At 39.4% G+C, this 18,279-nt stretch carries 26 protein-coding genes and 1 pseudogene; 14 read left to right on the top strand and 13 right to left on the bottom strand.

The annotated features are described in order from the left end of the window. Positions 1-900 precede the first annotated feature (900 nt). The 3 genes from BP549_RS13440 to BP549_RS13450 are packed head-to-tail and all read left to right on the top strand — an operon-like array spanning position 901 to position 3,872. Positions 901-1,140 (top strand): ferredoxin, encoded by a 240-nt coding sequence (locus BP549_RS13440; RefSeq protein ID WP_292381415.1) that lies wholly within the window; start codon positions 901-903, stop codon positions 1,138-1,140. 10 nt (positions 1,141-1,150) lie between these two features. Next, the gene (locus BP549_RS13445; RefSeq protein ID WP_292381539.1) at positions 1,151-2,545 is read left to right on the top strand and encodes an NAD(P)/FAD-dependent oxidoreductase; all 1,395 of its coding nucleotides are present in this window, start codon (positions 1,151-1,153) and stop codon (positions 2,543-2,545) included. Positions 2,546-2,558: 13 nt separating this feature from the next. Continuing rightward, complete coding sequence (locus BP549_RS13450; protein ID WP_292381418.1) at positions 2,559-3,872, top strand: cytochrome P450; 1,314 nt, start codon at positions 2,559-2,561, stop codon at positions 3,870-3,872. Positions 3,873-4,313: 441 nt separating this feature from the next. On the opposite strand, the gene BP549_RS13455 is transcribed toward BP549_RS13450, so the two are convergent. From BP549_RS13455 to BP549_RS13465, 3 genes are all read right to left on the bottom strand, one after another. Next, positions 4,314-4,778 carry a hypothetical protein gene (locus BP549_RS13455; RefSeq protein WP_292381420.1) on the bottom strand — a complete coding sequence of 155 codons (465 nt, stop codon included), beginning with the start codon at positions 4,776-4,778 and terminating at the stop codon, positions 4,314-4,316. Positions 4,779-5,055: 277 nt separating this feature from the next. Beyond that, positions 5,056-6,117: an NAD(P)-dependent alcohol dehydrogenase gene (locus BP549_RS13460; RefSeq protein WP_292381423.1), complete on the bottom strand. Its 1,062-nt coding sequence runs from the start codon at positions 6,115-6,117 to the stop codon at positions 5,056-5,058. Between the two features lie 124 nt (positions 6,118-6,241). After that, positions 6,242-6,412, bottom strand: coding sequence for a hypothetical protein (locus BP549_RS13465; protein ID WP_292381425.1), 171 nt, complete (start codon positions 6,410-6,412; stop codon positions 6,242-6,244). A gap of 280 nt (positions 6,413-6,692) precedes the next feature. Here BP549_RS13465 and BP549_RS13470 point away from each other — a divergent pair, with 280 nt between their 5' ends. Further along, positions 6,693-6,896 (top strand): CxxC-x17-CxxC domain-containing protein, encoded by a 204-nt coding sequence (locus tag BP549_RS13470; protein ID WP_292381427.1) that lies wholly within the window; start codon positions 6,693-6,695, stop codon positions 6,894-6,896. A gap of 356 nt (positions 6,897-7,252) precedes the next feature. Here the strand turns inward: BP549_RS13470 and BP549_RS13475 are convergent, their stop codons facing one another. Beyond that, a complete protein-coding gene (locus tag BP549_RS13475) occupies positions 7,253-8,185 on the bottom strand; it encodes a Fic family protein (RefSeq protein WP_292372934.1) in 933 nt (310 codons plus the stop codon). 549 nt (positions 8,186-8,734) lie between these two features. Here BP549_RS13475 and BP549_RS13480 point away from each other — a divergent pair. The 6 genes from BP549_RS13480 to BP549_RS13505 all read left to right on the top strand — a co-directional run bounded on the left by BP549_RS13480 (position 8,735) and on the right by BP549_RS13505 (position 11,524). Next, complete coding sequence (locus tag BP549_RS13480; protein WP_292372932.1) at positions 8,735-8,917, top strand: CxxC-x17-CxxC domain-containing protein; 183 nt, start codon at positions 8,735-8,737, stop codon at positions 8,915-8,917. 267 nt (positions 8,918-9,184) lie between these two features. Further along, positions 9,185-9,517 carry a translation initiation factor eIF-1A gene (gene eif1A / locus BP549_RS13485; protein WP_292373288.1) on the top strand — a complete coding sequence of 111 codons (333 nt, stop codon included), beginning with the start codon at positions 9,185-9,187 and terminating at the stop codon, positions 9,515-9,517. 318 nt (positions 9,518-9,835) lie between these two features. Then, on the top strand, positions 9,836-10,027 hold the full coding sequence (locus tag BP549_RS13490; protein ID WP_095644336.1) for a CxxC-x17-CxxC domain-containing protein: 192 nt from the start codon (positions 9,836-9,838) through the stop codon (positions 10,025-10,027). Between the two features lie 413 nt (positions 10,028-10,440). Further along, the gene (locus BP549_RS13495; protein ID WP_292381430.1) at positions 10,441-10,770 is read left to right on the top strand and encodes a HesB/IscA family protein; all 330 of its coding nucleotides are present in this window, start codon (positions 10,441-10,443) and stop codon (positions 10,768-10,770) included. Between the two features lie 311 nt (positions 10,771-11,081). Next, positions 11,082-11,300 (top strand): type II toxin-antitoxin system HicB family antitoxin, encoded by a 219-nt coding sequence (locus tag BP549_RS13500; protein WP_292372927.1) that lies wholly within the window; start codon positions 11,082-11,084, stop codon positions 11,298-11,300. Beyond that, positions 11,300-11,524 (top strand): type II toxin-antitoxin system HicA family toxin, encoded by a 225-nt coding sequence (locus BP549_RS13505; protein ID WP_048131891.1) that lies wholly within the window; start codon positions 11,300-11,302, stop codon positions 11,522-11,524. Before BP549_RS13500 ends, BP549_RS13505 begins: the two co-directional genes overlap by 1 nt. 184 nt (positions 11,525-11,708) lie before the next feature. Here the strand turns inward: BP549_RS13505 and BP549_RS13510 are convergent, their stop codons facing one another. The 5 genes and pseudogenes from BP549_RS13510 to BP549_RS13530 form a co-directional block, all read right to left on the bottom strand. Then, positions 11,709-12,032, bottom strand: a complete 324-nt coding sequence (locus tag BP549_RS13510; protein WP_292372924.1) for a hypothetical protein — start codon at positions 12,030-12,032, stop codon at positions 11,709-11,711. Between the two features lie 157 nt (positions 12,033-12,189). Continuing rightward, positions 12,190-12,552: a DUF86 domain-containing protein gene (locus tag BP549_RS13515; protein WP_292381437.1), complete on the bottom strand. Its 363-nt coding sequence runs from the start codon at positions 12,550-12,552 to the stop codon at positions 12,190-12,192. Further along, entirely contained in the window at positions 12,539-12,844 is a 306-nt protein-coding gene (locus BP549_RS13520) for a nucleotidyltransferase family protein (protein WP_292381441.1), read from the bottom strand. Before BP549_RS13520 ends, BP549_RS13515 begins: the two co-directional genes overlap by 14 nt. Before the next feature lie 284 nt (positions 12,845-13,128). After that, positions 13,129-13,431: pseudogene (locus tag BP549_RS13525) on the bottom strand (IS21 family transposase); the annotation flags it as partial. Between the two features lie 69 nt (positions 13,432-13,500). Beyond that, positions 13,501-13,836, bottom strand: coding sequence for a ribbon-helix-helix domain-containing protein (locus BP549_RS13530; protein ID WP_292381444.1), 336 nt, complete (start codon positions 13,834-13,836; stop codon positions 13,501-13,503). 332 nt (positions 13,837-14,168) lie between these two features. Here BP549_RS13530 and BP549_RS13535 point away from each other — a divergent pair, with 332 nt between their 5' ends. Further along, a complete protein-coding gene (locus tag BP549_RS13535; RefSeq protein WP_292381446.1) occupies positions 14,169-15,518 on the top strand; it encodes a sensor histidine kinase in 1,350 nt (449 codons plus the stop codon). Positions 15,519-15,806: 288 nt separating this feature from the next. Here BP549_RS13535 and BP549_RS13540 read toward each other — a convergent pair whose 3' ends face one another. The 3 genes from BP549_RS13540 to BP549_RS13545 form a co-directional block, all read right to left on the bottom strand. Beyond that, positions 15,807-15,962, bottom strand: coding sequence for a DUF86 domain-containing protein (locus tag BP549_RS13540; RefSeq protein ID WP_292381448.1), 156 nt, complete (start codon positions 15,960-15,962; stop codon positions 15,807-15,809). After that, positions 15,959-16,078 (bottom strand): DUF86 domain-containing protein, encoded by a 120-nt coding sequence (locus BP549_RS15825; protein ID WP_349682384.1) that lies wholly within the window; start codon positions 16,076-16,078, stop codon positions 15,959-15,961. Before BP549_RS15825 ends, BP549_RS13540 begins: the two co-directional genes overlap by 4 nt. A 72-nt stretch (positions 16,079-16,150) precedes the next feature. Then, positions 16,151-16,456, bottom strand: coding sequence for a nucleotidyltransferase family protein (locus BP549_RS13545; RefSeq protein WP_292381450.1), 306 nt, complete (start codon positions 16,454-16,456; stop codon positions 16,151-16,153). A 382-nt stretch (positions 16,457-16,838) separates the two neighbouring features. On the opposite strand from BP549_RS13545, the gene BP549_RS13550 reads away from it, so the two are divergent. The 3 genes from BP549_RS13550 to BP549_RS13560 all read left to right on the top strand — a co-directional run bounded on the left by BP549_RS13550 (position 16,839) and on the right by BP549_RS13560 (position 17,530). Further along, complete coding sequence (locus BP549_RS13550) at positions 16,839-17,021, top strand: type II toxin-antitoxin system HicB family antitoxin (RefSeq protein ID WP_292372915.1); 183 nt, start codon at positions 16,839-16,841, stop codon at positions 17,019-17,021. Between the two features lie 68 nt (positions 17,022-17,089). Then, entirely contained in the window at positions 17,090-17,284 is a 195-nt protein-coding gene (locus tag BP549_RS13555) for a type II toxin-antitoxin system HicA family toxin (RefSeq protein ID WP_292372914.1), read from the top strand. Positions 17,285-17,287: 3 nt separating this feature from the next. After that, the gene (locus tag BP549_RS13560) at positions 17,288-17,530 is read left to right on the top strand and encodes a type II toxin-antitoxin system HicB family antitoxin (RefSeq protein ID WP_292372913.1); all 243 of its coding nucleotides are present in this window, start codon (positions 17,288-17,290) and stop codon (positions 17,528-17,530) included. Positions 17,531-17,596: 66 nt separating this feature from the next. On the opposite strand, the gene BP549_RS13565 is transcribed toward BP549_RS13560, so the two are convergent. Next, positions 17,597-17,830, bottom strand: a complete 234-nt coding sequence (locus tag BP549_RS13565; protein WP_292381453.1) for a hypothetical protein — start codon at positions 17,828-17,830, stop codon at positions 17,597-17,599. Positions 17,831-18,279: the final 449 nt, after the last annotated feature.

Here is an 18,279-nt window from a genome sequence, read left to right on the forward strand (position 1 = left end):
CCTTTGCAGCAACATCACAGTTATCTTCTATTACGTTTCTCAAATATTTCCTTACCCATACCTTATTTTTAGTCAACGCTATTTGTGATCCAGCACTAACACACATTGCAACTGCAAGAGCTTCTGATATTTCTTCCCTTCTTTCTGTGACTTCGCATGTACATGATCGTTGAGACGCGGGTCACAGGTAACAGATTAAAACGTATTGCCTACATTCTACCTCTAAAAATAATAATGATAAAAATATCTTACCCAAAAGCTCTAATACCTACCAGCATTGCTCAATCCAATAATTGTCCTTTAATTAGATAAACAGTCTTACTTTTCCCCAAAGAAGATTTCCAAGTTAATATTTGAACTAAATAGCAGGATATATTTTGCTTATTTTAGCCTTTTGAAAATGATCTAGATAGATTTTTAACAAGCCAAATGCTTAAATATATAAAAATTCCCTAATTATTATCGTACAAGTTTTTTCCCGGGCTCTTCTTTAGTTTATCAGGGTTACATTGAAAGCGTTGTACAATTAGAATGATTCCAAACGCTGAAATGATAAATTTTTGATTATTACGGGGTTATGAAGTCGCTTACTAGAGGGTGTTGCAGAAGACGATTTGTTTAACTATAAATGGATCGATAGCAGGCTAAATAAACAAAAAAGAGTCCTGTTTTTGCAGATTTATGCAGTTGGCAATTATAATTCTTGAATGAACCTTGGGGGGGAAGAAGGCGAAGAAAGCTCCAATTGCGTTAATGACAGTGGGAGACATACACTGTAGGCTCATGATCAGTCTGATCATTCTATTTTCGCCGTACGAAACAATCTGGAGGCATAGCATGCTCCGAAGATCGAAAAGATCTGAAGCTGCTCTTTAAGTTTCTGGAACTGGAGGTTTCGCAATGCTTCGAATCGTGGTCGACCTAAACCGATGTGAGAGCTACGCTCAGTGCGTGTTTGCCGCACCGACAGTGTTCTGGATGAAGGATGAAGAATCGCTAGAATATGATTATGCGCCAGATGATTCACTACGAGTGCAGGTAGAGAGGGCCGCTGCAGCTTGCCCGGTACAGGCGATCACTATTTGCTGGTTGGATAAACAATTGGGGCAGCAGGGAGAAAGTCACGATGAGCAGCAGTGATACCGAGAAGATGGTCTCCTCTATACAAAGAATAGTCATCGTCGGTGCCTCGCTGGCTGGCTTGAGTGCTGCAGAGGCACTACGTTCCGAGGGATTTTCAGGAACACTAACTGTGATAGGCGATGAACCGTACGTTCCCTATGATCGCCCTCCTCTGTCTAAAACTGTCCTCACAGGCTGGCTACCAGTAGACCATACAACCCTGCCACAGAGGGCTGATCTCCATGCCGAGTGGTTGCTTGATGTGCCCGCCATAGGGCTTGATCTGAGAAACCATAAAGTCGAGCTTGCCGACGGAATGCGGTTTAGTTTTGACCGTCTGTTGATCGCCACCGGGACTCGCGCTCGGCCGTGGCCAGATTCGGCACAGGCTTCCCTTGATGGGGTATACCTGCTGCGCACCCGCAATGATGCTGCCCAGCTACGAGCTCGGTTAGCCGATAGACCAAAGCGGGTGCTTGTGATTGGCGGCGGTTTCACCGGCTCCGAGGTTGCTTCAGTCTGCAGAGAGCTGGATCTGGTTGTCACGGTCACAGAACGCAGCGCTACACCTCTCATCGGCGCTATCGGTTCGGCCGTGGGTACGCTTGCTGGCCAGCTCCAGCGCGCTTATGGAGTCGACCTACGCTGCAACGTCACGGTTATGGCGCTGGAGGGAGATGAGAACGGGAGGCTGCGCCGTGCCTACCTCTCAGATGGTGATATACTCGACATCGATGTGGCTGTGGTCGCTCTTGGAGCAGTACGAAACGTCGAATGGTTGCGTGATTCCGGGCTGGTATTTGACTCTCGTGGGATAGTTTGTGATGCCGCTTGTCGTGCTTTCGATACCAATGGAATGGTTACAGACAATATTTTTGTCGCCGGAGACGTAGCCCGCTGGCCTCACCCGCTTTATGAGGGGGAACTTCTGGCAGTCGAGCACTGGGGGAACGCTGTTGAGCAGGCTAGGACGGCAGCACACAACATGGTATGTAATCCGGCAGATCGCTGGGCATACAAAACTCTGCCTGCCTTCTGGTCCCGTCAGTTTGGCGTCAACCTGAAGACAGTCGGCCTTCCAAGCTTTGCCGATGAGGTTGTGTTCACACAGGGCTCGATCGCAGAGCGCAGGTTAGTTGCGGTTTATGGCTACAAGGGTAGAATTGTCGCAGCGCTCACCGTAAATATGGCCCGCTGGCTGCCTGCTTACAAAGCAATGATCGAAGCCCGTGCACCGTTTCCGCCTGTAATTCATGCTCTTTATGGGCTAGCCGAGCATGGGCCAGTTCCTGCTGGATTTCCGCCTCGCACCCATAGCTCTACTCAGGCCGGTTCTGGCCCGAGTACACTTCGTCCTAAGGAATCGTCTACAAGCACCAGAGTGAAGGATCCGCATGTGCCGCCAGGATTTCAGCCTAAATGACAGGAGGCAGATTATGATACAGCAATCCTTGTATGAGCAAGTTCTTGACTACGCCAACCGTGCCAACCCCTATCCGCTCTATGCTCAGCTACGCCAGACACCAATCACACGACAGACAGATGGTAGCTACGTTGTCAGCACCTACCGGGAGATCGTCTCATTACTCCATGATCCTCGGATCGGTTCGGATTTCCGCAAGCGTTCCGTGCGCGAGCGTAATCCCGCAGGCAGTCAGATCAATCAGGAGCCTGTTTCTGAAAATCAAGCACAAGAAGCAGGGGCGGAAGTATCCTCACCCAACCAAGGTTCAGAAACGGAAGTAGTTCCAAGCTTCATCGGTCTAGATCCGCCTGAGCACGATCGACTGCGCCGGCAGGCTACATGGCCTTTTGGCCCTCCGCACACGCCGGGAAGAGTGGCTGAGATGGAACCCCAGCTGATCCGTCTTGCAAATCAGCAGATAGATACTATGAAAGGCAAGGCGTCGATTGACATCGTTGAGGACTTCGCCTATCCAATCCCGGTGACGATGATCAGTGAGCTGCTTGGGGTACCATACGAGGATCAGCCACACCTTCATGCTTTATCAGAAGCTATTATCGAAGGAATTGACCTGGATCCTCAGGAAAGCCCGGAGGAACGGAAGCGGCGACAAGAACAGTCTGGTCAGACCTTTAAGGAGCTCGAAAATTATATGGAGACATTGATCGAGCGCCATCGAAAGAAGCCTGGTTCCGATCTGCTTTCTGGACTAGTTATAGACTACGGTCCCGATGGGCCGATGTCCCAGGCAGACATTGTGAGCACTGCAAGCTTGTTGCTTATTGCCGGCCATGAGACCACAGTGAATCTGATCACCAACGGGATGCTCACACTTTTGAGGCACCCTGATGTCCTTGAGCGGTTGCAGCACGAACCAAATCTGGTTATTCGCCTGGTAGAGGAGTTGCTACGTTACGAGCCTCCCGTCCAAATTCTGCCAAACCGCGTGGCTCTCGCCGATATTAATATTGGAGGTACTACAATTTTGAAAGGCTCGCCTGTGATCCTGCTGCTTGCTTCTGGAAACCGTGATTCTGCCCGCTTTCCCGACCCCGATAAATTTGACCCTGATCGGAGGGATAATATGCACCTTGGCTTTGGCAGCGGCATCCATTATTGTTACGGTGCCCCACTTGCAAGGTTGGAAACGCAGATCGCACTAACAGAACTTGTAAGACGTCTCGAAAACCCTAGGCTTATGAATGAACCGCCTACATATCGGCAAAGTGCCACTCTACGCGGACCACGACATCTCTTTGTTGAGATCGACGGCGTGAGGGACTGAGAGTTCCAGTCACGATTTAACCGAACACGGAAGATCTGTAATTCTAGGTTCCCGTAGAGCCAAGGAGTCTAGACTATATTCTGTTTTCTGTTCAAGCCGGACAGTGCATGATTTATAAAAACTACCCTCTTAGTCTAAAACTTTCAGTCTAAAATTTTGTTTTATGAAATGCAGCTATAAAATTAAAATTCACATTATCCTTATACGAGTTACAAAAGAGCAAAAAACCCGCAATTTTTCCAGATTTAAAAGGTAAAGATTTAAAAGGAGTCCTTCTAAGAGCCTTTTTGCTCGAAGTGATCTTTACTGTTGGAGGGCTGTCTTCTGATTAACGTTATAATTTGTTAACCAAACACTATTGCCACCACTTTACGATATTTTCAAATTCTATACAGGCTGAAACCAGGCCAGGCTGAAACCAGGCTGAGACAATTTTAAAACTTAGTGTTGATGATAGTCAAAATATATCCAATCTGACTGAGCTAATACTTTGTTCTTAATCCATATTATTAAATTGAATTTTAAACTGTAATCACCCTGGGCCATATGTAATTCGTCGTATGGCAAAAATAGGGTAACGTCTCTAAAGTTTGTGCTCTCGTACATTGGGGTAAACTCATGGCCTGTGGAAACTTCACCGCTAACTGTACAGTATTTCTGGTTAAAATCCCTTAATGGTTCACCAGATCCATAGTGGAAATATGCAGCAATTTCACAACTTTTGTCCTTAAGATTGTATGTATTAAACCCAATATGGATTCTCATTCCAAGTAAATCTTCCCAAACATTGTGCTCAACCCAAACTTGTTCAATTGCCGCAAACGTTTGCTGGTAGTAACCTATGTTTCCACTTATAGTTCCAACATCATCCTGTATCATATAATCAAGATCTCTGAAAGCCTGCATAATTGAGCTCCTTTTAGATTTTACATTTCTGCTCAAAAAATGAATTTACTCAGAAGATAAAACCTCATTATTATTAATATAAATATATAATAATTAAACAATATTGAAACATATTTCCTTAATATATATCCTAAAAAAAGATCGCAAAATCGGCTGATATCTTTATATTCCTATAATTTAGGAACTTTAACTCTAACTTTTATCCCATGAGTTGAAAATACCCCTTCCTCAAAACTCTAAGCTTTGCGAAGAGTTTAGGGAGAGGTATTTGACTCGCTTATTCATCCAGAAGAACAACAGGTTTGATCAGATCTCTTGGTTTTTCTTTCATGAGCATGAGAGCCTCTTCAATTTTATCGAATCCTTCGAATATGTGGGTGGCCATTTTTTCTGGTTTTATTCTTCCGTAGATACATAGGTCTGCCATTCTTTCCATTCTCAGACGACCTCCGTTTGTCAGACCACCACGTATGTCTTTTTGAGACATACCCATCCCCCATGCAATACGTGGAATGGGAAGTATGTCTCCTGTTCCGTAATAGCTGATGTTTGACACCGTGCCTCCAGGTTTTGCAATTTTTACTGCATCTGAAATTGTGTTTTCATTTCCTCCTGCTATGATTACAGAATCCACACCTTTTCCATCCGTCTTTTCAAGAATCTGTTCAACAAGTCCACCAGTCCTGTAATTAATAATTTCAGATGCTCCGTATTCCAGAGCAAGATCAACAGAGGCTTTCCGACTTCCTACTGCAAAGAGCCTACCAGCACCAAGAATAGATGCACCTGCCACTGCCATCAGACCAACAGGACCGATTCCTATGACTGCAACTGTGGAGCCCGTTTTAATTTTTGCCATTTCTGCACCCTGTATTCCAGTAGTTGCCATATCTGATAGCATGACAGCTTGTTCGCGGGGCATTCCTTTTGGAAGATGAGCTAAATTCATGTCTGCATCATTTACATGGAAAAATTCTGCAAAGACTCCATTTTTGGAGTTTGAAAATTTCCATCCACCAAGCATTCCATTTGAGTGCATAGGTACTCCATCCTGTGCCGCCATGGATCGCCAGTCAGGTGTAATTGCAGGGACAATTACTTTATCGCCTGGTTTGAAGTCTTTGACCTCTGATCCGATTTCATCTATGACACCTACAGCTTCGTGTCCCAAAATCAAGTTTTTACGGTCTCCAAGCGCACCTTCCCAGACAGTATGAACATCTGATGTACACGGCGCGACCGCAAGAGGCCTCACGATTGCATCATATGGTCCTGCTGAAGGTCTTTCAGCATCAATCCAGCCCACTTTTCCAATTCCAAGCATTGCAAATCCTTTCATATTATTACCCCAACATTTCCAAAATAATTATTTTTTCAATGCTTTTTATAGTAACCCGCATATTAATCTGCTGTAGTGGTATTTATAATTACTAAGGATGGAAACTTGAATTTTTACTTTTAATTCAGCCAAAATATATTTTTCCTGCCGGCGGTCTGCTGAAATCTTTCTCGAATCTTTTTGTAAAAACAGAGAACTGAGAATCTTTGAAGCTCCCTTCGCCTGAGAAGTAATACTTTGCAGAGCTTGTTAGTTTTTTATCGATTTCATTCTGCGACTGTTTTAGAGTTATCAATAAGATTTCTTCCTGTAGTGATCATTCCCGAATTATAGTAGTAGGTTTTTCAGGCGACGTATATTTTTAGAAGCTTCAGAAGTGTTGTCACCTAATCTAATAAAACGTGACTCCATTAATATAGTCAAATTTATATATTTCAAACGCAATACTATGTATTGAAAATAAAGAGACGTATAATCATCTGTTGTTAAAAACCAATTTGTGTTTTTAACTAAAGAGTCTTATACAATCTTATTTTTTCAGCAATAACTAACAACCAAAATCAGGGTGAAACAAAATGGCTTTTAATGACAGAGGAAGGTCCTCCAGGGGAAAAGACAGCAGCCGTGGAGGCTTTGGCGCTCCCAGGGAAATGTACAAGACAAGATGTTCGGATTGCGGTGTTGAAACCGAAGTACCTTTCAAACCTGACCCGGACAGACCTGTTTACTGCAGAGAATGTCTTCCTAAGCACAGAAAACCCAGAGAAGACAGATACTAAGTGTTATTTGTTTAACTGAGTTACATCAACACTTATTTCTTTTCTACTTTTTAAAATCAATCTAATTCGGGGTACATCTTTTTCTTAACCCGTTACCTTTTACATTTAAAAGGAGCCCTTCGCAGGGCCTTTTTTGCTGAAAGTGATCTTTCCCTTTGGGGATGGATTTTTCTGATTCAAGCAATATTTTTCAAGCGATATTTTTCAAGCGAATTCTTGATCAAGGGAAAACATCAGGAATTGGACTACAGAATAAAAACAAAAAAATCTTCTGCATGGTCAAGTCAGTTTAAATATATTTTCCCTGCCGGCAATCTGCTTAAATCTTCCCCGAATACATTTATTAAAAACAAAAATCAAACATCCTTTTTTCCGTGCTCAGATAGATAGTTCTTAACTGCACGTTTTGAGCTATACCATGTTTTCCCTATTTTTACTGCATCTAGAAACCCCTGTCTAGCTCGTAGGCTGAGATATTCTTGAGAATAAGGAGTTTCGATGGCAAGCTCTTTTAGAGGCAGCAGTTCGTCATTTCCTCCTGAAATGGAAAGATATAGGGTCAGGTTTTCATCCACGGCTTTTGCAATGAAATTGGCAAATGGTCCCAAGTTTCCAGAATCTGCGGCTCTAAGGGATTTGTAATATTTTCCTCTATCCTCTTTTTTGAGTACGACAGGAGGATAATATCTTGCCATCAAATACAGATTTGTGAGAAGCCGGGCCACTCGGCCGTTTCCGTCACTGAAGGGATGAATTTCAACAAACCTGTGATGCAGGAAAGAAGCTGTTTCAATTGGATGTTTTTTGCTTTCAGCTACCTTTTCAATAAGTTCATCCATCAGTTTAACTATCTTCGACCAATCAGGTGGAGTCTTTACAGCACCTGCTATTCTAACGTTTCTTGTGCGGTACTTTCCGGCATCCTCTAGTATGCTTCTAGTTACAATTTCATGGATTTCCTGAATTGTAACATGATCTATTGCATGTTTTTTCTTTGCCAGTTCTTCCATCCGGTCAAAAGCTTTTGCGTTGTTGCTTGCTTCAAGATGTTCTCTAAGCGATTTTCCGCCAATAGTCAGCCCTTCCTCCAGAATAAGTTTTGTTTCCTGGAGCGTCAGTGTATTTCCCTCTATTGCATTGGAGTGATAGGTATGAACCAGCCTCATTTCTTCATGTAGCCTTGATAAAGCATCTGCAGGGATGGGCCGCATGAAGTTTAGCTGTTTCATTTTTTCATTTATTCGTGCAAGAAGTTCTTCTTGAATCAGGGATGTATCGGTATGTGTCATAATTTAATATCTCCGATATATATCCTCTGATATATATCGGTATCGGCAATTTTCATAGTTATCCGATATAGATATTTTTTATTTATTTCACTTCAGTTAAAGTATATTTTTCCTGCTGACTGTCTACTGGAATCTTCCCCGAATACGTTTTATAAGAATAGATAAATTGAAAACTACTATTGAAAACTACTTTTTGTGGATTTGTAAAGAGTACTTTGCAGGGCCTTTTTTCATCAAACTGATCTTTTCCTTTGGAGGGCTGCTTTCAAATTAGAGCGAAAGTTTTTAAGTAATCCTGCTTTCAGAAACTATTAATAAAATATCTGGTTATTTCTCTGGGAACTACGTCTAAAAATCATCTCTCATTTGAAAGAGTATGCTCCTTTTTGTATAGATGCATTTATATAATTTGACCATGTAATGTAGTTACTGAAAATAAAGAGACGTATAATCTGTTATTAAAAACCAATTTTTGTTTTTTAATGTAAGGGTCTATACAATCTTGTTTTTAAACTAACGATTATCCGCTAAAGCGGAGGTGAAACGAAAATGGCTTTTAATAACAGAAATTTCAGGGGAAATTCCGGAGGTTTCCGCGGTAACAGTGGACCAAGGGAAATGACAAAAGTGACCTGTTCTGACTGCGGTGTTGAAACCGAAGTACCATTCAAACCTACTGAAGGCAGGCCAGTATACTGCAGGGAATGTCTTCCAAATCACAGGAAGTTCTAAAGATAATCTACATCAGATGTTAATTTTGCAATTAAGCTTCATTAACGTCTGATTCATCTTTTCTTTTTGTTTATTTTGGTTTATTCTCTTTGTTTTCTTTACCTATTTCCACTAGTGAAGCAAGAAAAAGAAGGAACAAAACAGCATCGAGAATAATAATTGGTGCTAATTATTTAATTTTCAACTTATCAGTTTTTAACTCAACTTATATAGAAATCAATCAAAGATTATCGAGGAGGAATTAACCTGGCTAATTACAGAAGCACTATTAGAAAAAAGAGATTTGGATCCGCAAAATCAGTAAACTCAGGAGATACACCTGAAGTATCCAGGGTACGAACCCCTCGCAAGGACAGAAACGAAGTCCTGGCAAAGGTTGCGAGTTTACTTGGTTCGAAAAGAGTAACACTTCAGTGTATGGACGGAGTTGTACGAATGGGTAGGATCCCGGGTTCTAAACATAAAAAAATGTGGATTCGTGAAGGCGATATTGTTATCGCTAACCCATGGGAAATTCAGGATTCCAAAGCCGATATTGCCTGGAAATATACAAGGCCACAGGTCGAATGGCTTGAACGGAAAGGCTACATTAAGTACTGATTTGAATTATCGAATAAAGATGCCTAGTATAGATAGGTAACTGAAATAAAGGTGTCTGCAAAAGACGCCTTAAATCCATATCTTGGTCACTTTTATCTGTCTCATAAGCCCTGGACATAAGGTATTTTCTCATTTGAGGAAGCGTGACCTCATTTTTATAGATACATTTATATGTTATAATCCTCTTGTACATACGTTGATAAATAAAGATCCGTATAATCATCTGTTGTTAAAAACCAATTTTTGATTTTAAACAAAGAGTTCTATACAATCTTATTTTAAACAATTAACAAAAACTAAAACAAAGGTGAAACAAAAATGGCTTTTAACGACAGAAATATGTTCAGAGGAAATTCTAATTTCGGCGCTCCCAGAGAAATGCACAAGACAACCTGTTCTGATTGCGGTGCTGAAACCGAAGTGCCTTTCAAACCTGATCCAGAAAGACCAGTTTACTGTAGAGAATGTCTTCCTAACCACAGGACGCCAAGGGAAAACCGTAGATACTAAGCCCGAATTTCGCTTCGGGAACACGATATTCGTTTCGGTCGAGTTGCGGCTCGACGATACGTGGTCCGTTTCGCTTCTCTCAAGCGGACTTACGTTTTTGCTTTTTTTGAATATTTTATTATTAAAAACTAGTTTTTTTATCCCCATAGATATTACAGATTTATAAGGAGCCCTCCGCAGGGCCTTATGATAAAAGTGATCTTTCCCTTTTGGGGACTGTTTTTCTGATTGAAAGTGACTAATTTCAAGTCAATTATGGATCATGTAACGATGTAGTAGTAAAACTGGTTTTGGATAACTCAATTAGAAAACAAGGCATTTATATATCAGCTTCAATAAATAATGCTATATAAATTGTCAATTTACATCTGGAAAGAAATGGACAATTATATATGGAAATTGGGGGTACATAAATGATAGAAATTACAAACAGAGCTGCTGCAGAGCTTAAATCATTATTCGAGAAAGAAGGGATCGAGCAACCAGCGATACGGATCTATATAACTGAGTCAAGTGCAGATGTTCACTATGGATTAGCACTTGCTGATGATATAAATGAATTTGATGTAATCACGGAGAATAATGGTATCAAGATTGTCATGGCACCGAAAGTGGCGGTTGGTTTTCCTGACGGTAGCATTGATTTCAAAGCTGACAGTGCAGGTAAAACTTTCATAATACAAAACACATTCACTGGCAACTGTGACAACTGCGAAGAATGTTACATATGCGATGCAGAGTAAAATTTTGAACAAACTCAATAATTGATTTTAGGATCAGTTCTAAATATATTTTTCCTGCTGGCGGTTTACTTAAACCTTCCCCGAACACGTTTGTCACTAAAAGAGAAATCAAAAATTTGTAAATTTCCAAAATTTAAAAGAGTTTATAAGGAACCCTTCGAAGGGCCTTTTTGATAAAAGTGATCTTTTCCTTTGGAGGGCTTTGTCTGATTGCCGTGAAAAACTGTTAACCTATTATGTACTCTAAATAAATCAGAAAGCAAACCCTTTTACCCATAGTAATTTAAGCAAAAAGCCTATAACTGATATTTATGCGGTTCAAAATTATCCTTGAGGAAGATGAAGAAGTGGGAGGCTTTATTGCCAGTTGTCCGGCCTTAACAGGTTGTTTTTCGCAGGGAGATACGGTAGAAGAAGCTATTGAAAATATTAAAGAAGCAATCCAGGCTTGTTTGGAATCCCTGGCAGAAGACGAACTGCAGGAATGTATTGGGAAATCTTCCTGCAGAGTCGTTGATGTGGTTGCTTAATGTCTGGACTTCCTGTAATTTCCGGAATGCAGGCGATTAAGGCCTTTTCTAAAGCTGGCTGGCTCCCTCATCGGCAGGTAGGAAGTCATGTTGTCCTGAGAAAAGAAGGCTCAAAAGTTACGCTGACTGTTCCGAAGCACAAAGAACTGAAACCAGGCCTCTTAAGAAATTTGATAAAAGCTTCAGGACTGACAGTGGAAGAATTTGAAGCTCTTTTGAAATAAAATCTTTGTGGGTTCAGCCATTTTTTCGTGTGTATCCTGAAGTCAGGAGATATATCCGAAAACGGACTCTTAAATACAAAATGGCAATATTTTCCCGCTTTAATTCAGTTTTAATAAATTTTGGGAAGTCTGCTGAAATCTTGCCCGAGTACATCTGTTATGAAAAGATAAAAACTTGAGTTTATTACTTTGCTTTTCTTGCTAGAAAAGTAGAGCTGTCTCCGCGATGAAATCTAAACTCGCCTTCCAGTATGTCTTTTTCTTTTATCCTGACCCAGCCACTACCAAAGACATGGTCGCACTCATCATTTCCTTCCCAGGTGAATTCAAACCTTTTGCCACCAGCATAATCAACGATCCTTCCGTCTATATCACCAGAAACTAAATCAAATTGAAAATGTCCCATATTGTCTGGCTCTATCACAATATAAGCCTGAACTTCCATATTGAAATAGTCTTCATCCCATAATTCCATCTCATAAATGTACCATGGCCCTGTGAAGTCCATACTCTTGATTCTCTTTTCTTGAATAAAAACACCGCTATATAATATATGAATTTGAAACCCTAGGAGACTATTAATTCAGTAAAATTGCATATTTATAAGGAGCCCTCCACATGGCCTTTTTAATAAAATGATCTTTTCCTTTGGAAAGGCTATTTTATCACATTTCATTCAGTATTCGTTTGATATCCGGTTTTGCTTCGGGAATACCTTCTTTAACAGATAGCCAGACTACTTTAAGGTTCACTCCGAAGTAAGCATGAATCAATTTGTCCCGTATCCCTGCCAGATCTTTCCACGGAACGGAAGGGTATTTTTCACGTATTTCAAATGGGACATTCTTTGTTGCTTCGCCAATGATCTCCAGAGCCCTAACGACTGCAAACTGGGTTTTACGATCTTCGGTAAACTCTTCAAATGTCCAGCCGTTGATAAATTCTTCTGCTGCTTCCATTGCGTCATAGATATCCTGGATACAGTCTTTTACTTCACGAATTTTTAATCCCTCTTCAGACAGCCTCAACTTCACTCAGGATGTGTTTGCCTATGTTCGGCTTCAAGGCATCTTTCATAACAAGGTCTACCTTAACGCCCAAAACATCCGAAAGGTAATTTTCAAGGTTGACAAATTTAAAAATAGTAGGGGTCTTGCTGAACTCGACGAGTATGTCAAGATCGCTTCCGGATCTCTGCTCTCCCCTTATGTAAGACCCAAAAATCCCCAGGTAGCTGACATGGTACTTTTCTTTAAGCTCAGGGAGCATTTCATGGAGTTTTCGAATATAAGTGTCAGCTTCTTTTCGGTTTTCCGACATTATTTCAGGCTCTATTTGGTTCATTTTTGAGATAACATAGTATTTTGCAGTTGTAGTATTTATAATTACTAAAGAAGGAGAGTAAAATCTTCTTCACGCTTAATTCAGTTTTAATATTTCTCCAGCGGGCTACTAAAATCTTCTCCTAAAATTGTTGTAAAATTGAAACGAAGTTGAAAAAACGTTTTTTATGTTTAAAGAGATCAGAGTTAGAAGGAACCCTTTAAAAGCTTAAAAAGTTATATTTTAGCTCTTAGAGAAGTAATTCAGGGATTTTCATCTAATTTTGCTTCTTTTACAAAATCCTTTACTATAGTTTCTCCTCCATCAAAGCTCATATTCTGGATTTCACAATAGAGACAAGCAGAGGCACAGGAATCGTCATTAATCCTTTTTAGTATGTAAGGTTTATATGAGTCAAGTTTACTGGGTCTTGTTAGACGTTTGTAAGATTCGGGTTGCGTCTTCAGATTTAGATCTTTCCTCACAGTTTTCCTATCGTGATCTATTTGTCTGGCGATTTCACTGATACAGAAGCCTTTTGAATGCAACACTTGTATCAATAACCATTCTTCCTTTTTCAGCATTATTTATGATCCTCAATCTTTTCTCGAGGATTAGAAATTGGGAAATTTAAATCCGGCTAAAATGAGGAATTATTTACTGGCATTGACATCTTTTTCTAATCCTGTATTTTTACTTATGTTCTCTAACTCTTTATACAAAAGAATACCCAGCGTATCTTCGGGACTGAGGTTTAATTCTTCAGATATTTTGGTAAGTATTTGAGCGTTTTTTTTCGATAAAAAAACAGGTTCTACCTCTGTTTTACCCCAGTGTAAAAGTACAACTTTCTCGATATTCATTTTTTTTATTTGTTTAACACAAAATTCAATCCCGTGACTTCGGCTGCTGAATATTTTTTCGTCACATAATTTATCAAGCCATTGTGCAAGATCATTGTCCATCGAAATAGTAAATCGTTCTTTCATTACTAAATCATACTGTTGCCTCTAATATAAACAATTCTATGATTTTAAGCCCAATACAAAACTATTTAAGTGAATTATTCATCATATAGTATGAATTATTCACCAAATGCGACGAACTAAATTATAATAAATATCAATATGGTTTAGATTTTCCGATCTAAAAAGAATCATCAATCTAAAAAGAATCATAATAGAAAATTAACCTCAATTGATTTCCAAAATATTTTTTTTCGTTTTATGGAGTAATTGCTATATAGTGTAGTAAAAACTTCACTACATTATATATACATTTTTAAAGAACTATATATCGAGTTAATAAACGGAGATTATAAATGGCCAAAGTCGTAAAGAAAAAAGAACAAATTAATGCCACAGTATCTCCGTGGATCAAAAAACAGTGTCTGGAACTAGCTAAAACTCCCGAATTTTCTAGCGTTTCCGATGTAGTATCTCTAGCATTATCTGAATTTTTTGGAAAATACGAGTATATAAAGACCAAGGAATTAAAGGAACATGAGACTAGAATTCCTGATTTGCTTGAAGTCCTAATGAAAACTAAAGAAGGTCAAGAATGGCTTAAATCTGTTTATGAGATCGAAACTAAAAAAATCAATTATTCAAGAGAAAAAAATTGTCTTTTAGAACAAAATATTGAAGGTCTTATAGGATTCAGAGTAAAAGAAAACTTTATACCAATATTCATAGATGGAGATCTAGAAGGCGTCACAGGTTACAATAAAGAAGATTTTCTTTCAGGTAAAATTAAGTGGGTAGAAATAATTACACCTGAAGATCGTTTATTAGCTTGTGAAAATTTAAAAAAAGCTCTGTATACGTCAGATGTCTCTACCGAAATAGAGTACAGAATATTAAGAAAGGACGGGGAAACAAGATGGGTTCTGCAAATTCTCCAGAAACTTCCAGCAGGCTCCAGATCACAAGGATGTGTACAAGGTTTAATTCGCGATATTACAAAAAGAAAAGCTGCAGACTTTACTCTTAAAAAAACGTATGAAGCTCGTATAAAAGAGACCCACCACAGGATAAAAAATAACTTGCAAGTAATCTCGTCTCTTCTCAGCCTCGAAGCTGACAGATCTACCGATGCAAAAATGCTTGAAGCATTTCGGGAAAGCCAGAATCGGGTTACTTCCATGGCTCTGATTCATGAAGAACTCTACAAAGGAGATGAAGTAAATAATCTTGACTTTGCAGATTATCTCCGAAAACTCACGAATAATCTTTTTCATTCATACAGATTAAGAAATGAGGAAATCAGCCTGAAGCTTGAACTTGAAAAGATATACTTGGACATGAATACCGCAATCCCACTCGGAATTATTGTCAATGAACTGATCTCAAATGCTCTGAAGCATGCTTTTCCAGCCCAAAAAGGCGGAAAAATCCATGTAAGCCTTCATAAAACAGAAAAATGCGAAAAAAGATATAAAAGTGTCAGAAACTCAGGAACAGAACAAAACTGTATAAATAAAGAAAAATTTCAGTTTATTTTGATAGTATCCGATAATGGTAATGGATTTCCGGAGGAGATCGATCATCAGAATACGAATTCTCTCGGTCTCCAGATTGTGAACATTCTTGTTGAACAAATAGAAGGTTATATTGAACTTAAAAGGAATAATGGGACTGAATTCAGCATTTACTTTAACAAATTGGTATAGAGATCTTTTTATTTACTTTAGCTAATTATACCTTAAATAGTTTATATACGGAAGATTTAAGATATTTTATAACTCAAAAATAAGTAAGGGAACTTATCTATTCACAATGAATCCATCTTCTGTGGGGGCGCAGAGTATTGGATGAAGTTTTCCCCGAATACGGTTATTAAGAAAAGAGAATTGAAAAACCGCGATTTTTGCAGATTTAAAGGAGTTTAAAAGGAGCCCTCCGCAGGGCCTTTTTGCTCAAAGTGATCTTTCCCTTTTTGGGACGGTTTTTATGATCATTTACATCTCGTCCAGTATTTGTTTGAGATCCGGTTTTGCTTCGGGAATACCTTCTTTAACAGATAGCCATACTACTTTAAGGTTCACTCCGAAGTAAGCATGAATCAATTTGTCCCGTATCCCTGCCAGATCCTTCCACGGAACGGTATTTTTCACGTATTTTCAAATGGGACATTCTTTGTTGCTTCACCAATGATCTCTAGAGCCCTAACTACTGCAAACTGCGTTTTACGATCTTCGGTAAATTCTTCAAATGTCCAGCCGTTGATAATTCTTCTGCGGCTTCCATTGCGTCATAGATATCCTGGATACAGTCTTTTACTTCACGAATTTTTAATCCCTCTTCAGACAGCCTCAACTTCACTCAGGATGTGTTTGCCTATGTTCGGCTTCAAGGCATCTTTCATAACAAGGTCTACCTTAATACCCAGAACATCCGAAAGGTAATTTTCGAGATTGACAAATTTAAAAATAGTAGGGGTCTTGCTGAACTCAACGAGTATGTCAAGATCACTTTCTGATTTTTGCTCTCCCCTTATGTAAGACCCAAAAATCCCCAGGTAGCTGACATGGTACTTTTCTTTAAGCTCAGGGAACATTTCATGGAGTTTCCGAATGTAAATGTCAGCTTCTTTTTGGTTTTCCGGCATTTTTTCAGGCTCTATTTGGTTTCTTTTTGAGATATCATAGTATTTTGCGGTTGTAGTATTTATAATTACTAAAGGAGGAGGGTTAAATCTTCTTCATATTCAATTCAGTTGAAATATATTTCTCTCGCCGGCTGTTTGCTGGAATCTTCCCCGAGTACGGTTGTTAAGATAAGTGAAGAAAAGCGAAATTGAAGAACCCATGATTTTTGCAGCTTTATAAAGAGCACTTTGCAGGGCTTCTTTAGATTAAGCGATTCTTTTCCTGTGAGGGAGGTTTTTTATGATTCAAGTGGAATTTTTCAGGTGTTATATTTATTGAATAAACCAAATGTCAAATCTTTTCACCAATACAAATTTAAGTAAAAACCTCATAATCGGTTTTATGCGGTTCAAAATTATCCTTGAAGAAGACGAAGAAGTAGGGGGATTTATTGCCAGCTGCTCCGGTTTACCGGGCTGTTTTTCACAGGGAGATACTGTAGAAGAAGCTATTGAGAATATTAAAGAAGCGATTCAGGTTTGTCTGGAATCTCTCGCAGAAGATGAACTGCATAACCCTTTTTGAAATAAGCTTCCTGTTAGAAAAAGCTGAGTTTTCGAATTACATTTAAATATACATGAAGACAGATTGAAATGAAAGTACGTGAGGTCATAAAACTTCTTGAAGCCGATGACTGGTATCTGGTTGCAACAAAAGGTAGCCACCGGCAATATAAGCATCCAACTAAACCAGGCAGGGTAACAATTGCAGGGCATAGTGGAGATGATCTTGCTCCAGGAACATTGAACAGCATATTAAAACAGGCTCAATTAAAAATAGAGGACTGAATCATGCACCGTTTCCTCGTTGTAATCGAAAAAGCAAATAATAACTACTCGGCATATTCTCCTGACCTACCGGGCTGTGTAGCTACCGGTTCCACCAGAGAAGAGGTAGAGAAAAACATCTATGAAGCCATTGAAATGCACGTGCAGGGACTTCTTGAGGACAATTTGCCTATTCCTGAATCAGAGTCCTTTGCCGAGTACGTGGCTATTGCCGAAAAACCTTCTACAAGTTCTGAAGTTGTATAATTTTATTTTTTACTTCAAACCTCTTTTAAGTCACATTAAATATATTTTTCCTGCCGGCGGTCTGCTTTAATCTTCCCCGAATACGTTTGTAGATATTGAAAACCTAATACCTGTGAGTTTTCTAAATTTAAAAGAGTTTATTAAGAGCCCTTCACAGGCCTTTTTGATAAAAGTGATCTTTTCCTTTTGGGGAGAACTTTCCAATTTAAGTAATCTTCTCTTCATTTTTATTTCAATTGAAATATATTTCCCCGGCCGGAGAGTCTGCTCAATCTTCCCAAAATATGTTTGTAAAATCAAAGTGAGATTGAAAAACCACGAGTTTTCTGGATTTAAAGGAGTTTAGAAGGAGCCCTTCGCAGGGCCTTTTTGCTCAAAGTGATCTTTCCCTTTGGGGAAGGGATTTTCTGATTGAAAGTGACATTTTTCAGGTGAATTATGATCAAGGAAAGCTGCCTGAAAGTGTTTAACCCTTAACAACTTTAAGTGAGCCACCACCAAATTGTGGATAAGTGACCATCCAAAGGTTATTTGCTAAGGAAACTATGGCGCAATCTTTAGCGTCATTAATATACCACTTACATTGCTCATCACATTCTGACTGTAACAGTGGACACATATTGCCTGTCATATGTTAAACCTCCTATAAGAATTAGCTACACTGATATAAAAAATTTAGTTTGTTTTAGGTAAAATAATATCAGAAAACTAAATCACTTTTTTTCTTTAGAGCTACTTGAGACAATTAA

The organism is Methanosarcina sp. UBA289 (genome assembly GCA_002496565.1).
Lineage (GTDB): Archaea > Halobacteriota > Methanosarcinia > Methanosarcinales > Methanosarcinaceae > Methanosarcina.